13 protein-coding genes and 1 tRNA gene are annotated in these 13,938 nt (G+C 69.8%); 10 read left to right on the forward strand and 4 right to left on the reverse strand.

Annotated elements, in window-relative coordinates; translation table 11 throughout:
* The first annotated feature begins 326 nt into the window (after nt 1–326).
* Nucleotides 327–2,342, forward strand: a complete 2,016-nt coding sequence (locus ML01_RS09225; RefSeq protein WP_058555104.1) for an ExeA family protein — start codon at nt 327–329, stop codon at nt 2,340–2,342.
* 33 nt (nt 2,343–2,375) lie between these two features.
* Entirely contained in the window at nt 2,376–3,500 is a 1,125-nt protein-coding gene (locus ML01_RS09230) for a general secretion pathway protein GspB (protein ID WP_058555105.1), read from the forward strand.
* Nucleotides 3,501–3,563: 63 nt separating this feature from the next.
* Here ML01_RS09230 and ML01_RS09235 read toward each other — a convergent pair whose 3' ends face one another.
* Nucleotides 3,564–3,749 (reverse strand): hypothetical protein, encoded by a 186-nt coding sequence (locus tag ML01_RS09235; RefSeq protein ID WP_058555106.1) that lies wholly within the window; start codon nt 3,747–3,749, stop codon nt 3,564–3,566.
* A 105-nt stretch (nt 3,750–3,854) separates the two neighbouring features.
* Nucleotides 3,855–4,520 (reverse strand): Bax inhibitor-1/YccA family protein, encoded by a 666-nt coding sequence (locus ML01_RS09240; RefSeq protein WP_058555107.1) that lies wholly within the window; start codon nt 4,518–4,520, stop codon nt 3,855–3,857.
* A gap of 289 nt (nt 4,521–4,809) precedes the next feature.
* Here ML01_RS09240 and ML01_RS09245 point away from each other — a divergent pair.
* From ML01_RS09245 to ML01_RS09265, 5 genes are all read left to right on the forward strand, one after another.
* Nucleotides 4,810–4,897: transfer RNA gene (locus tag ML01_RS09245), tRNA-Ser, on the forward strand.
* Nucleotides 4,898–5,129: 232 nt separating this feature from the next.
* Complete coding sequence (glyA, locus tag ML01_RS09250) at nt 5,130–6,395, forward strand: serine hydroxymethyltransferase (protein ID WP_058555108.1); 1,266 nt, start codon at nt 5,130–5,132, stop codon at nt 6,393–6,395.
* Nucleotides 6,396–6,431: 36 nt separating this feature from the next.
* A complete protein-coding gene (nrdR, locus tag ML01_RS09255; RefSeq protein WP_058555109.1) occupies nt 6,432–6,962 on the forward strand; it encodes a transcriptional regulator NrdR in 531 nt (176 codons plus the stop codon).
* A 26-nt stretch (nt 6,963–6,988) separates the two neighbouring features.
* A complete protein-coding gene (ribD, locus tag ML01_RS09260; protein ID WP_082674110.1) occupies nt 6,989–8,125 on the forward strand; it encodes a bifunctional diaminohydroxyphosphoribosylaminopyrimidine deaminase/5-amino-6-(5-phosphoribosylamino)uracil reductase RibD in 1,137 nt (378 codons plus the stop codon).
* A 239-nt stretch (nt 8,126–8,364) separates the two neighbouring features.
* Nucleotides 8,365–8,700 (forward strand): DUF1244 domain-containing protein, encoded by a 336-nt coding sequence (locus ML01_RS09265; protein ID WP_058555110.1) that lies wholly within the window; start codon nt 8,365–8,367, stop codon nt 8,698–8,700.
* A gap of 9 nt (nt 8,701–8,709) precedes the next feature.
* Here the strand turns inward: ML01_RS09265 and ML01_RS09270 are convergent, their stop codons facing one another.
* Nucleotides 8,710–9,273 (reverse strand): Uma2 family endonuclease, encoded by a 564-nt coding sequence (locus ML01_RS09270; RefSeq protein WP_082674096.1) that lies wholly within the window; start codon nt 9,271–9,273, stop codon nt 8,710–8,712.
* 222 nt (nt 9,274–9,495) lie between these two features.
* Between ML01_RS09270 and ML01_RS09275 the strand changes: the two genes are divergently transcribed.
* The gene (locus ML01_RS09275; RefSeq protein WP_058555112.1) at nt 9,496–9,840 is read left to right on the forward strand and encodes a hypothetical protein; all 345 of its coding nucleotides are present in this window, start codon (nt 9,496–9,498) and stop codon (nt 9,838–9,840) included.
* 370 nt (nt 9,841–10,210) lie between these two features.
* Entirely contained in the window at nt 10,211–11,137 is a 927-nt protein-coding gene (locus ML01_RS09280) for a porin (RefSeq protein WP_254045186.1), read from the forward strand.
* Between the two features lie 12 nt (nt 11,138–11,149).
* Here the strand turns inward: ML01_RS09280 and ML01_RS09285 are convergent, their stop codons facing one another.
* A complete protein-coding gene (locus ML01_RS09285) occupies nt 11,150–12,922 on the reverse strand; it encodes a cation:proton antiporter (RefSeq protein WP_058555113.1) in 1,773 nt (590 codons plus the stop codon).
* Nucleotides 12,923–13,677: 755 nt separating this feature from the next.
* Between ML01_RS09285 and ML01_RS09290 the strand changes: the two genes are divergently transcribed.
* The gene (locus ML01_RS09290) at nt 13,678–13,929 is read left to right on the forward strand and encodes a TMEM165/GDT1 family protein (protein ID WP_254045187.1); all 252 of its coding nucleotides are present in this window, start codon (nt 13,678–13,680) and stop codon (nt 13,927–13,929) included.
* Nucleotides 13,930–13,938 lie beyond the last annotated feature (9 nt).

Consider the following 13,938-nt stretch of genomic DNA (forward strand, 5'->3'; position numbering starts at 1 on the left):
TTGGAGGCGGTGGGATCACGCATCGATGAAGAGCCGGTGATTCATGCCGATACCGGTCCAGGCCCTGGTTAGGTCCTGGTTCGTGTCCGGTCCGCCGGTCCGTTTTTCCAGTATTCTTGCGAGGCAACGCCGCAGACCGACTAGGGCGGTGAGAGCCGGCTTGCGCCACCCGCCCCCGATGGCCGGCCGGTTGTCGCACAGGGCCGAAAGGCCGAGGGCCGAGGATGAGCCCCTCGGCCCTCCGCCCTGCGCAGACAGTGCCGCAATCCGGCCGCTGGTGCGGGTTCCCTTGAGCAACGGCCCGGGGCAACGACGACGAGGGCAAGGTGTACCCGAAATACTTCGGCCTCAAAGAGCCCAGTTTCTCCATCACGCCGGACCCGCAGTACCTGTTCCTCAGCGGCCAGCACCGCGAGGCGCTGGCGCACCTGCTCTATGGTGCCGGCGACGGCGGCGGCTTCGTGCTGCTGACCGGCGAGGTCGGCACCGGCAAGACCACCGTCTGCCGCGCCTTCCTGGAGCAGTTGCCGGATGGCGTGGACATCGCCCTGGTGCTGAATCCGGCGATGACGGCGGCCGAGCTGCTGCACGCCATTTGCGATGAGTTCGGGGTGGAGCTGCCGCCGGGCGCGCCGTCCGTGAAGTCCATGCTGGACCAGTTGAACGGCTTCCTGCTCGACGCGCACGCCCGCGGGCGACGCCCGGTGCTGATCATCGACGAGGCGCAGAACCTGCGCCCGAAGGTGCTGGAGCAGATCCGGCTGCTGACCAATCTGGAAACCGCAAAGCACAAGCTCCTGCAGATCTTCCTCATCGGCCAGCCGGAGCTGCGCGCGCTGCTCGCGAGCACGGACCTGCGCCAGTTGAACCAGCGCATCACCGCCCGCTATCACCTGCAGCCGCTCACGGCGCGGGAGACGGCCGCCTACGTGGACCACCGCATCGCCGTCGCCGGCGTCGAGCGGCCGCTGTTCACGCAGGGGGCGCTCAAGCGCGTGCACCGGCACAGCCGCGGTGTGCCGCGGCTGATCAACCTGCTCTGCGACCGGGCGCTGCTCGGCGCCGCCGTGTCGCGGCGCATGCAGGTGACGCCGGGCATCGTCGATGCCGCCGCCCGCGAGGTCATCGACCGGCGCGACGCGACGCTGCGCCGCCGCCCGGGCGCCGCCGGCGCCGTCGGCATGGCCGCGGCCGTGCTCGCGGCGCTGGCGCTCGGGATTTGGATCGGCCGTGGCGACCTCACGCGGGCCTTGCCGGCGCAGCTCGCCGAGCGGCTGCCGCCGGCGTGGGTCGGTCGCGTCGTGGGCACTGCAACCGAGCCGTCGCCCGCGCCGGCCGACCTGACAGAGCCGGACGCCGTCGCCCTCGCCGCCGCGGAGGACACGCCGCTCTCGGCCATGGTGGTCGTAGACGAGCGCGCGGATACCGATGCGTCGGATGCAGATGCGTCGGATAATACACCTGCCGTGCCCGCCGACGCCATCGCCGTGACGGACATGATCGCGGACGCGGGCGCCGTTGCCGGTGAGCTGGCGCCGGACGTGGGGGCGCTGCCGCTGTCGGTCGGCGACGAGAGCGCGGCTGCGGACCCGGATGCCGAACAGACCAAGACCCCCGCCGCGCTAGCGGACAGCGCCGCCGACGCCGAGCTCCAGGCGCCCCAGATAGCGCGCATCGCCACCACGCGGATCGCCCCCGCGGTGCCGACGCTGGACGCCGAGCGGCTCGGTGACGCCTTGGTGGCCGAAAACGCCGTCGTGGACGAGCTGTTGCGGCTGTGGCAGGTGGAGACCGCCCCCGGCGTGCGCCAGCTCGACTGCGCGGCGGTGCCCGCCTTTGCGCTCGCCTGCGAGCGCAGCGAAGGGCGCTGGTCGGACCTGCGCCTGTTTGACCGGCCCGCGGCACTGAAGCTGCGGCTGCCGGGCGACAAGACCGGCTTCGTCGTCATCGGCGGCATCGACGACGAGCACGCGCTGCTGGTCCGCGACGGCGCCGCCGCGCGTATCCCCATCGCCGTGCTGGACGAGCGCTGGTCCGGCGAGTACCTGTTCCTGTGGCGCATGCCACCCTACGGTGGGCGCGTCATCGGCGCCACCGACCCTGAGGACGCCATCGCCTGGCTGCGCGGGCGCCTCGCGCTCTTGCCGGGCAGCGAGCTCGCGGTGGACCCCGCGCGCTGGGACGCCGACGTCGCCGCCGCCGTGCGCCGCTTTCAGGGGGAGTACGGGCTGGACATCGACGGCATCGCCGGGCCGCGCACGCTGATCATGCTCAGCAATGCGCTCGCGGATCTCGACGTGCCGCGGCTGTCGCAGTCCGAGCAGTTGCGCGCGGCCCAGTAGGCCAAATAGCAGCGCAGCAGGCGGAATTCACGCGTGTCCTACATCCTGGAAGCCCTGAAGAAGTCCCAAAGCGACCGTGAGCTTGGGCAAGTGCCGCGCATCGAGGGCTTTGGGCGCGATGTGCCCATTGAGCCGCCGCGCAGCAACCTCGGCGCCTACCTCGCGCTGCTGCTGGCGCTGCTGGCGCTCGGCATCGCCGTGCTGCTGCTGCTGCGCACCCTCCTCGGCACACCCGAGACGGCCGGCGACGGGGTGCGCCTCCCGCCGCCGACGGCGGCGCCCGCGGAGCGCTTGCGCGAGCCGCCGCGGCCGGACGCGTCCGGGCTTGCAACCGACGCGTCCGCGCCGCCGCGCCCGCGTGCCGGCTTCACCGACCCGGCCGCGACGCCCGAGCCTCTGCCTGAGTTGTTGCTGCCGCCTGTTTCCGCGCCGGCGCCGGCGGCGGCACCGGCAGATGCTCTCGGCTCCGCACCATCATCGACACCCGCCGCCGTGTCGGCGCCCCAGCCCTCTGCGCCCGCACCGCAAGGCACCGCGGCAGCGCCGCCCGCGGCGCCCATGCCATTCGATGATCCCGCGGGCCTGAGCGTCGAGCCCGAGGTGCTGGTCGTGCCGGCGCCGGCGCCCCCGGGCGAGCCGCTGCCGCGCGGTGCCGATGAGCTGCGGCGCGCGCTGCTCGGCGACGGCGAGCGGGTGTCCGCGTCCGTGGACAGCGGCGGCAACGCGCCGCCGGCCCCGCCGCCGCCGTTGCGCGGCGGGCCTGCCGCGAGCGAGCAGACGCCGGTGCCGGAGGACCTCATCGCCGAGATCGAGGCCTTCAAGGAGCTGGTGCGCAAGCGCGACCCTGGAATTGACCGGCGCGCCGCCGCGCGGCCGCCGCCCCTGCCGGAGCCGCCGGGGTTGCCGCGTCCGCAGGCCGCGGTGCAGCGCGCAGAGCCGTTGCCGGCCGGACCATCACTGGACCTGCGCAGTCGGTTGCCCCCGATCTCGATGAATGTGCACGTCTACAACGCGGACCCAAGTCGGCGCTTCGTCTACATCAACGGGCGCAAGCTGACGGAGCAGGAGAAGAGCCGCGAGGGCATCCGGCTGGAGCGCGTCGTCGCCGACGGCGCGGTGCTGAGCTTCGAGGGCGAGGAGTTCTTCCAGCGGCGCTGACGGCGCGGCGTCGAGCATCGATCCGTGCGCCCCACTGGCGGCAGGCAGCAGCCTAGCTGTGCGTTATCGCACCAGCATCACCAGCAGAACCACCAGGCCGACGACGGCGGCGAGCGGCAGCAGCGCCGCCTGCCAGTCGCCCTTTTCGGCCTTGGGGCCGTGCTCCTGCCACTGCTTGAAGGTCGGCCACAGGTAGAACAGCAGCATGATCATGACGCCGGCGGCGGCGATCTTCAGGAAGAGCTCCATGGCTGTATTCCTCGCTCGTTTCGTGGAATCGGCGGCAAAAGAAAGCCCGGCGCCGGGGTGACCGGGCCGGGCTCGGTGCGCCTGACGGGGCAGGCGCGGGGCGCGCTACTCGTCGCCCATGATCCCCAGGATCTGCAACAGGCTGATGAAGATGTTGAAGATGCTGAGGTAGATGCCGTAGGTGGCCATGATGTAGTTGGTCTCTTGGCCGTTCTTGATCCGGCTGGTGTCGAACAGGATGAACCCGCTCATCAGCAGGATGATGGCACCCGAGACGGCCAGCGCCAGCGCCGGCATGTTCAGGAAGATGTTCGCGACCATCGCGACGACGACCACCATCATGCCGGCGAACAGGAAGCCGCCCATGAAGCTGAAATCGGTCTTGCTGGTCAGCGCGTAGCCGGAGAGGCCGAGGAAGATCAGCGCCGTGCCGCCGAACGCGGTGGCGATGATGCTCGGGCCGTTCGGCAGGGCCAGATACATGCTGAGGATGGAGCCGAGCCCGAAGCCGAGCAGGCCCGTGATGAGGAAGATGACGCCGACACCGGACGCGGACTGCGCCGTGCGCGGCAGCACGAAGATGCCGAGGACCATCGACACGATCACCGACGCCAGGTACACCCACGGCGGCATGGCGAGTGCCATGGACAGCATCGCGGTCATGGCGCTGAAGGCGAGCGTCGCGGCCAGCAGCAGATAGGTGTTCTTCAACACCTTGTTGGTTTCAAGCACGGCCTGCGGCGACCGCGCAATCGAGTATTGGTTCGCCATGGTCTGTATCTACTCCGTAAGTTCTGTTCAGAAGCGGCGCGGGGCCACCGCCTTGCGACGCAGCCCCAAACGATGGAAGCATACCCGACTGTCCGGCGCTTGCAACCCCGCGCAAGCCCTTGTTCGGGCGGGCAGCCGCCATGCATTGGCGGCGCGCGCGACACCGGGGCTGTTAAGCGGTTACCCGATTCGGGTAATCTATCGCGTTCATGTGGCCGACTCCGGCGTCTTCAATGGCCCTCCGCGCAGCGGGTCGGGCCGCGGCGCCGGTTGCGCCGCAGCCGCATCGGGAGAGGTGGCAGAGCGGCCGAATGCACCGGTCTTGAAAACCGGCGAGGGGCAACCCTCCGTGGGTTCGAATCCCACCCTCTCCGCCAACTTGCCGCCGGGCCCGTCGCCGAGCTGGCCTTGCACGGGCACCGATTCTGCCTCGTCGGCGCGGGCCGGCGACCACCGCTTGCCGAAACCCCATCATCGCGGTGCTGTCACAAGGGGCCTTGGCGCCCGTCCGTGCTGCCCAACCGATCGGCGGGAGCGGCCGGTCAGCCGGACAGCCCCAGATCCAGCTCAAGATCCAGCTCAAATCAGCGCCCCCACGGAGGCAGCACGATGTTCGATACCGATATGCAGATTGCAGGCTATGACGACGAGCTCGCCGAGGCCATCCGCGCCGAGGAGTGCCGGCAGGAGGAGCACGTCGAGCTCATCGCCTCCGAGAACTACGCGAGCCCGCGGGTCATGGAGGCGCAAGGCTCGGTGCTGACCAACAAGTACGCCGAGGGCTACCCGGCCAAGCGCTACTACGGCGGCTGCGAGTACGTGGACGTGGCCGAGCAACTGGCGATCGAGCGCGCGAAGCAGCTCTTCGGCGCCGACTACGCCAACGTGCAGCCGCACTCCGGCTCCCAGGCCAACGCGGCGGTGTTCATGGCGCTGTGCCAGGCGGGCGACACGGTGCTCGGCATGAGCCTCGCGCACGGCGGCCATCTCACGCACGGCGCCAAGCCCAACTTTTCGGGCAAGCTCTACAACGCGGTGCAGTACGGCATTCACGCCGACACCGGAGAGATCGACTACGAGCAGGTCGAGCGCCTGGCGCAGGAGCACAAGCCGCGCATGGTCATCGCGGGCTTTTCGGCCTACTCGCGGGTCGTGGACTGGCAGCGCTTCCGCGACATCGCCGACGGCGTCGGTGCCTACCTGCTGGTGGACATGGCCCACGTCGCAGGCCTAGTCGCCGCGGGCGTCTACCCGAGCCCGGTGCCCATCGCCGATGTCGTGACCACCACCACGCACAAGACCCTGCGCGGCCCGCGCGGCGGCCTGATCCTGGCCAAGTCCAATCCGGAGCTGGAGAAGAAGTTCAACTCCCTGGTGTTCCCCGGCACCCAGGGCGGGCCGCTGATGCACGTCATCGCCGCCAAGGCGGTCGCCTTCAAAGAGGCGCTGGAGCCCGGCTTCAAGGACTATCAGCGCCAGGTGGTGCTGAACGCGCAGGCCATGGCCGAGGTGTTCCTGTCGCGCGGCTTCGACGTGGTCTCCGGCGGCACCGACAACCATTTATTCCTGGTCAGCTTCATTGAGCAGGGCCTGACGGGTAAGGACGTGGACGCCTGGCTCGGTGCCGCCAACATCACCGTCAACAAGAACGCCGTGCCGAACGACCCGCAGTCGCCCTTCGTCACCAGCGGCATCCGCGTCGGCACGCCGGCCATCACCACCCGCGGCTTCGGCCTGGACGAGGCGCGGGCGCTCGCCGGCTGGATGTGCGATGTCATCGACGCCCGCGGCGACGCGGCGACCATCGAGCAGGTCAAGACGCAGGTGCTCGCGCTCTGCGCCCGCTACCCGGTGTACCGCGCGCACGCCGCGTAACGCGTCGAGCTTCGAGCCCCGCGAGCCGCCGCCTCGATGCGCTGTCCCTTCTGCGGCGCCCAGGACACCAAGGTGGTGGACTCGCGGCTGTCCGGCGACGGCGATCAGGTGCGACGGCGCCGGCGCTGCGTGGTCTGCAACGAGCGTTTCACCACCTACGAGAGCGCGGAGCTGAACCTGCCCCGGGTCATCAAGCGCGACGGCAGCCGCGTGCCCTTCGACGGGCGCAAGCTGCGCTCCGGCATCCTGCGTGCCGCCGAGAAGCGCCCCATCAGCACGGAGCAGATCGACGCGGCGCTGTCGCACATCAACCGCAAGCTGCTCGGCAGCGGCGAGCGCGAGGTCAGCAGTCGGCGCATCGGCGAGCTGGTGATGGAAGAGCTGCGCGAGCTGGACCAGGTGGCCTACGTTCGCTTTGCATCCGTGTACCGCAAGTTCGAAGACGTGGCCGCCTTCCGCGAGGAGATCGAACGCCTGGAGCGCCACCCGAGCGCCGCCGAGAAGAAGGCGCAGCTCGACCTGCTCGCGGAGCTGGAGCCCATGCCGCCCGCACCCCGCAAGCCGTGAGTCGGGCGCTCGACGATGCCCGCATGATGGCTCGCGCCATCGTGCTCGCCCGCCGCGGGCTCTACACCACGGACCCGAATCCGCGTGTCGGTTGCGTGCTGGTGCAAGCCGGCGAGGTCGTCGGCGAGGGCTTCCACCGCCGCGCCGGCGAGCCGCACGCCGAGCGCAACGCCATTGAGCATGCCGGCGCGCGCGCCCTCGGTGCCACCGCCTACGTCACGCTGGAGCCCTGCTGCCACTACGGGCGCACGCCGCCCTGCACCGACGCGCTGCTTGCGGCCGGCGTCGCCCGCGTCGTCGTCGGCATGGAAGACCCGAACCCGCTGGTGCGCGGCAAGGGCCTCTCAAGGCTGCGCGCCGCCGGCGTCGAGGTGACCACCGGCGTGCTGGAGGGCGACGCCCGCGCGCTGAACCCGGGCTTCGAGCAGCGCATGCGCGGCGGCCTGCCCTATGTGCGCTGCAAGCTCGCGGCGAGCCTGGACGGGCGCACCGCCATGGCGAGCGGCGAGAGCCGCTGGATCACGTCCGCGGACGCGCGGCGCGACGTGCACCGGCTGCGGGCGCGCTCCTCCGCCGTCATCACCGGCATCGGCACCGTGCTTGCCGATGATCCGCACATGAACGTGCGCTTAGGCCCCGAGGAGTTCCCGGCGCTGTGGCCGGACGAGCTGCCGCGCCAGCCGCTGCGCGTCGTGGTGGACAGCGCGCTCAGAATGCCGCTGGATGCCCGCATGCTGAGCCTGCCCGGCGCCACCCTCATCGCCACCTGCGAGGACAGCCCGCGCGCCATCGCGCGGGCCAATGCCGTCGGTGCCGAGGTGCGCGTGTTTCCGCCGGACCCGGCCGGGCGGGTAGACCTGCATCTGCTGCTCTGCTATCTGGCCGAGCGCGAGATCAACGAGGTGCTGATCGAGGCCGGCCCGACCCTGGCCGGCGCCGCGATGGATCTCGATATCGTGGACGAAATGGTGCTCTACGTCGCCCCGCACCTGATGGGCGATGCCGCCCGGGGCCTGTTCCACCTGCCCGGCATCGCGCGTATGGAGCAGCGCATCGGGCTCATCATCGCCGCGACGCACCGCGTCGGCGCGGACCTCAAGCTCGTGCTGCGCCGGGCACCGACCACCGACCAAGCCGGCCAGCCCGTTCTCCCTGGCCCCTAGCGCGTTGACGGTACCGAATGCGTGCAGATGAGTAACCTTTCACAACACTGCCGGGCGGGAAGGGCCGAGGGCCGAGGGAGCCCTCCTCGGCCCTCGGCCCTCGGCCCTGGTTTCACGTGCGCCAACGAGCGGGTTGCGCAGACCGCGCTCCCTGGCGTTCTCGATCTGAGGCTTTGCCCCCGAGCCCCTAGCCCCTAGTCCCTAGCCCCTAGTCCCTAGCCTCTAGCCCCTGACCCAAGATGACCGACCAAGAGCGCCTTGAGATAGAAGCAGCCGCGTTCCGCGGCCTCGTCGCCCATCTGCGCGCGCGCACCGACGTGCAGAACATCGACCTCATGAACCTCGCTGGCTTCTGCCGCAACTGCCTGTCCAAGTGGTACCTGGCCGCCGCTCGCGAGCGCGGCGTGGCGCTGACAGGCGACGAGGCGCGCGAGGCCGTCTACGGCATGCCCTACGGCGAGTGGAAGGCCAAGCACCAGCGGGAGGCGAGCGCGGAGCAGCAGCGGCTGTATCGGGAGACGGCGCCGCAGCACGCGGTCATTCCCATTCCCGAGCCCGGGGCGAAGTCCGGTTAGGCGCTTCGTTCAGGCGTAAAGCTCTGCCATTGTCACATCGAGCCCGACGGAGGCGAGGCGCAGCACGCCGTCGGCACCGGCAATGACGGCGTGGTCCCAACCCGCGTCGGTGCGTCGCAGCACCTCCACGCGCGGCTCGTCCTGCGCGATCAGCAGGTACTCGTTCAGCGTCGGCAGCGACTGATAGGCGAGGCGCTTGTCCCCGCGATCATAGCGCTGCGTCCGCGGCGATAGCACGTCGGCCACGAGCACCGGATCCCTCTTGAAGTCCGGGTCACCGCCCTCGTCCGCGCAGCGCACGAACAGGTCGGGGTAGTAGAAGGCATCATCGACGCGGACCTTGAGGTTGCCGGCATAGACCCGGCAGCGACTGCCGCGCAGGTGTGCATGCCGCGCGGCGGTCAGGTTCACCGCGATCTCCTCGTGCCGATCGCTGTTGCCGGTCATCGCGTACAGATACCCGTCCACCAGCTCGTGGCGGGTCTCGCTGTCACGCTCCAGGTTCAGGTACTCCTCCGGCGACAGCCGTGGCAGGGATTCCGGCGGGACGACTTGGTGGGCTTGCATAGGCATCAGGATGCGGTCCGGGTTATAGCGCAGCTTAGGTCAGCGCCCGGGATGCTGCCAGCGATCGGGCTCGGCCGCGCGGCGCAAAGCGCCTGTGTCCGAACGCGGTGCTCGTCCCCGGGGCGGGCGCTATCGCCCCACCGGCCGGGCAGAAGCCCGACCTGTTGACTCTGGAATGCTCGATCAGTATATTAGCAAAAGCTTAAATATGATCGATGGTGAACCCAGATGACCTTCAACCTCATTGCCCTGACCTTGCCCGTTGCCCTGTCGCTTGGTCTGATCACCTCTGCCGCGTTGGCCGAGCCGCCTGCAGAGTCCCTGGCCGAGCGCCAGCAGCGCGTCGCGCTGGAGCTCCAAGCCGAGGATCTGCTCGTGAAGCTCCACCAGAAGCCGCTCACCGCGGAGCTGGAGCCCTGCATCAATGGCGGCGTGTCGCCGAGCGGGCGCTTCGCGAGCGCCGAGATCGAGTCCGTCGTCGAGCGGCTCGCCGCCGGTGACCTGACCGAGCACCTCGCCGACAGCGGCTATTTCCGCGCGTTCAACGAGGGCAAAATCGAGCTGATCGACTGAGCCTCGCGCGGCCTGGTGCCGCGCCACTCCCAAAGCCCGCCCGGCTGTACAGCAGCCGGGCGGGCTTTTTTGTGCGTTTCGGCGGCTCTGCCGCCGAGCAGGCGCGCCGGGCCGGAGCCCCGAGAGCCGCGGCGCGGGCATCACCACGTTGCGCGGCCCCGACACGATGGGTCTGCAAACCCGATGCGTTTCCTGGAATCGCCGGAACCCAAAGGCCGCGCGGATGCTCCATACTTGCTGAGGGTGTCTGATTTCTGTCGCAAGCGGGGCTTGCGTGGTGGGCCGTCCGGCACCCGACTGTGGCCTTTTTGCATGGCGCCCGTGGGCTTTCTGAATGGCGCCTGCGGCCTCTCTAAACGGAGTCCTGCCTATGTTGCCGTCTGCCGGGTTGTTTCACCGTCGTCTGTTCCCATCGCTGCTGGGTGCGGCGCTGCTCGCCGCGGGCGGTGCCCAGGCGCAGCCACCTGGGCGGGCCGCGGGCCTCGGGCTTGAGGCCGGTGCGATATTCGGCCCAGACGCCGGACTCGACGGCGGCGGCGACTTGGCCATGGACGCCTGGTCGGTGCGCCTGAGCGGGCGGCGCGGGCTCACGCGGGATCTGCGGCTCGGCCTTGCCGGCGGGGTCGGCGAGCAACGCTACCGATTCTCCGGGGAAGGCGATTTCAGTAGCCTGCGGCCCTGGGAGGACGTGCGCGAGGCGCGGCTCAGCGGCTCGGTGTTCTGGGCGCCAACGGATCGCTGGAACCTGTTCGCGCTGCCGACGTTGCGCTGGCAGGCCGAGACTGGCGCGTCCTTGAGCGACGGACAGGTCGGCGGGCTGCTCGCCGCGGCGAGCTACCGCTTCAACGACCGTTTGAGTCTCGGCCCCGGCTTCGGCGTGTTCTCCGGGCTGGAGGAAGACGCCGACCTCTTCCCGATTCTCGCCGTGGACTGGCGCATCACTGACCGGCTGAGCCTCACCACCGGCCGCGGCTTCGCCGCCACGCGCGGCCCCGGCCTGGCGCTGAGCTGGGCCGCGAACGACCGGTGGTCCTTGAGCCTCACCGGCCGCTACGAGAAAGAGCGCTTCCGCCTCGACGACCGCGGCGTCGCCCCCGGCGGCGTGGGGCAGACGACCGCGACGCCGATCTACGTCGCCGTGACCCGCAAGCTCGGCAATCTCGGCTCGCTGAGCGCGGTGGCCGGCATGCGCTTGAACGGCTCGCTGCGCCTGGAGGACAGCGGCGGCGATCTGTTGGAGCGCACCGACGTGGACGATGCGCCCTTCGCCGGGGCGACCTTCGACCTGCGCTTCTGATCGGCGCCGCGGCTACGCAGGGCCGTCCGGCTTCGCGCCGGCCTCGGCGCGCGGCTTCGGTACGCTCGCCAGCACCTCCAGCTCCGAGCGCACCAGCGCATAGTCCTTGCCGCGGGCGTCGGTGAGCATGTGGTCGGTCTCGTCCTCCGAGATGCCGAGCGCGTTCAGGGTCTCCGCCGCGAGCTTGAGGCTCGCCTCCACGGCCTCCGGGAAGGCGCGGGTGGCCCCGGCGCGATTCAGTGCGTCGCAGGCGACGAGGTCCCGTGCACGCGCGACGATGCTCACCTGCGGCGAGCGGGCGCGGATCAGCCGCGTGGCCTCGACGGCCGCCTGCGGATCATCGATGGTGAGCACCACGAGGTCCGCGCGCTCCACGCGGGCGGCCTCGAGTAGGTGCGGATCGCCGATGTCGCCGTAGTACACCGGATAGCCTTCCTCCCGCCACTTGGACACCAGTGCCGGGTTCGGGTCGAAGGCGATGTAGTCGATGCCGTGGCTGGACAGGATCGTGCCGATGGTGTGCCCGACGCGCCCGTAGCCCGCGATGACGACACGCGGCCCGTCTTGGTTGCCGGCGGCGGGAGCGGGCCCGTAGTGGAAGTGCTCGTCCACGTCGTCCGCCGCGTCGCCGGCCAGGCGATTGCCGAGCCGAGTCAAAAGCGGCGTCGCCAGCATGCTGAGCGAGATGACGGCGACCGCCAGCACGAAGGTCCGGTCGTCGATGATGCCGAGCGCCTTCGCGGCGCCGAACAGCACGAAGCCGAACTCCCCCGCCTGCCCGAGCTGAAACGCGACCCGCAGCGCCACCGCCCGGGCGGTGCCGAACCACAGGCACAGCCGGTAGATCAGGGCCACCTTGATGAGCAGGAGCGCGGCGAGATGCACGGCGAAGGTGACGGGCGCCTCCAGCAGCACGCCCAAGTCCACCGACATGCCCACCGCGACGAAGAACAGGCTCATCAAGAGCCCCTTGTGCGGCTCGACGCTCGCCTGGATCTGCACGCTGTAGCGCGAGCCGGACAGCAGCATGCCCATCAGGAAGGCGCCGAGCGCCATGGACATGCCGGCCTCTTCCATGGCCCAGGCGGCGAGGAGCACGGCGGCGAGGGTGGTCAGGAAGAACGCCTCGCGGTTGTATTGCCGGGCCAGCCAGTCCAGCACCCGCGGCACCAGCACGCGCCCCGCCAGCACCACCACCGCCAGCATGCCGGCCACCACCGCGGCCTGCCGCCACAGCGCCTCGCCCGCCGGCAGCGGGCCGGCTCCCGCGAACAGCGGCAGAAACGCAATCATCGGCACCACCGCGAGGTCCTGCATCAGCAGGATCGAGAACGCCATCTGCCCGTGCCGGGTCGCGACCTCCTGCTGCTCGTAGAGCGTCTGCATGACGAGCGCGGTGGAGCTCAGCGCCAGTGCAAGCCCCATTAGCAACGCCACCGGCCAGTTGTCCAGGCTCGGGCGGAAGTAGAGCGTCAGCACCGCTGCGGTGATGAGGATCTGCGCCGAGCCGAGCCCGAACAGCGTCCGGCGCATCTCCCACAGCCGCCGCGGGTGCATCTCCAGCCCGATGACGAAGAGCAAGAGCACGACGCCGAGCTCGGTGAAGTGCCGCAGGTCGTCGACGTGACTCGTGATCGACGGCCCCGGAAAATGCGGGCCGATGAGCACCCCGGCCACCAGGAGTCCCAGGATGGAGCCCAGGCCGAAGCGGCGAAACAGCGCCACCGCGGCGGCGGCGACCACCAGCAGCACGACGGCGGAATGGACGAAGGATGACGGGTCCAATAGCGGCAACCAGGAACTAGGGGCTAGGGGCTAGGAACCAGGGGCTAGGAACCAGGGGCTAGGGGCTAGGGGCTAGGGAGGCCTCGACTCAGACCGACGAGTCGTGCTCATCGCTATCGAAATCGAAATCGAACCGAGCGGCAACCGATCCCGATCCCGACGCACCTCGCCAGTCCTACGCCCCGTCCAAACTTGACTCATCTGCACGCATTTGGCGCAGCTTACCCAGCAGCTTACGATACCTGAGCCGAGGGCCGAGGGCCGAGGGCCGAGGGCCGAGGGCAGAGGGCAGAGGGAGCCCTCCTCGGCCCTCGCCCCTTGGACCAGGCGCTCGTGCCCGCGGTGGCGCGGTCGCCGTGCGCGCTGTTTTAGACCGCCGCTGGGGCGTGGGGCTATCTTCACGGGCCGCGCTCGTCCATCATCGACGCCACAGCGACTGCGGTCGTCGTCGACGCCGGGGTGGATGTCTGCAACCGGTACACTCGTCAACCAGGTCAGCGTGGCGGAACCCGACGTGGGCCATCGCTATCGCTATCGACGCTGGGCGACCTTGCTCAACACAAGTGCTCTGGCCTGATGCGGGTAGGCGCAGATTACGATCCCGATTTCGATCCCGACGAAGGCGCGGCTGAACGTAAGCGTCTGGGGATCAGTTGTTTCTTGAACGGTTCCTAACGAACAGGGCGGCCTGAGCTGGATGCTCGACCGCGCCCCGATGCTTGCGGAGTCTGCGACCCTTGGACTGGAAGATCTTCTTGACCGTCTTCGCGACGGTGTTCGTCGCCGAGCTCGGCGACAAGACGCAACTGGCGACGCTGCTTTTCGCCGCCGATAAGGAGGTCGGCAAGTGGCTGGTGTTCATCGGCGCGTCGCTCGCGCTGATCGCCACCAGTGCGATCGGCGTGCTGGCTGGCGGGCTCGTGGCGCAATACGTGAGCCCGCGCATGCTGCAGATCGTCGCTGGCATCGGCTTCATCGCCATCGGGATCTGGACGCTATGGAAGTAGTTGAGGCGT

It is taken from the genome of Thiohalocapsa sp. ML1, from assembly GCF_001469165.1.
In the GTDB taxonomy this organism is placed as follows: Bacteria; Pseudomonadota; Gammaproteobacteria; order Chromatiales; family Chromatiaceae; genus Thiohalocapsa.

Excerpts from the sequence above, each read along its gene's own strand:
- ML01_RS09235 (WP_058555106.1), bottom strand. The coding sequence starts at position 3,749 with ATGGAGCTCTTCCTGAAGATCGCCGCCGCCGGCGTCATGATCATGCTG.
- ML01_RS09240 (WP_058555107.1), bottom strand. The coding sequence starts at position 4,520 with ATGGCGAACCAATACTCGATTGCGCGGTCGCCGCAGGCCGTGCTTGAA.
- glyA (WP_058555108.1), top strand. The coding sequence starts at position 5,130 with ATGTTCGATACCGATATGCAGATTGCAGGCTATGACGACGAGCTCGCC.
- nrdR (WP_058555109.1), top strand. The coding sequence starts at position 6,432 with ATGCGCTGTCCCTTCTGCGGCGCCCAGGACACCAAGGTGGTGGACTCG.
- ribD (WP_082674110.1), top strand. The coding sequence starts at position 6,989 with ATGGCTCGCGCCATCGTGCTCGCCCGCCGCGGGCTCTACACCACGGAC.
- ML01_RS09265 (WP_058555110.1), top strand. The coding sequence starts at position 8,365 with ATGACCGACCAAGAGCGCCTTGAGATAGAAGCAGCCGCGTTCCGCGGC.
- ML01_RS09270 (WP_082674096.1), bottom strand. The coding sequence starts at position 9,273 with ATGCCTATGCAAGCCCACCAAGTCGTCCCGCCGGAATCCCTGCCACGG.
- ML01_RS09275 (WP_058555112.1), top strand. The coding sequence starts at position 9,496 with ATGACCTTCAACCTCATTGCCCTGACCTTGCCCGTTGCCCTGTCGCTT.
- ML01_RS09280 (WP_254045186.1), top strand. The coding sequence starts at position 10,211 with ATGTTGCCGTCTGCCGGGTTGTTTCACCGTCGTCTGTTCCCATCGCTG.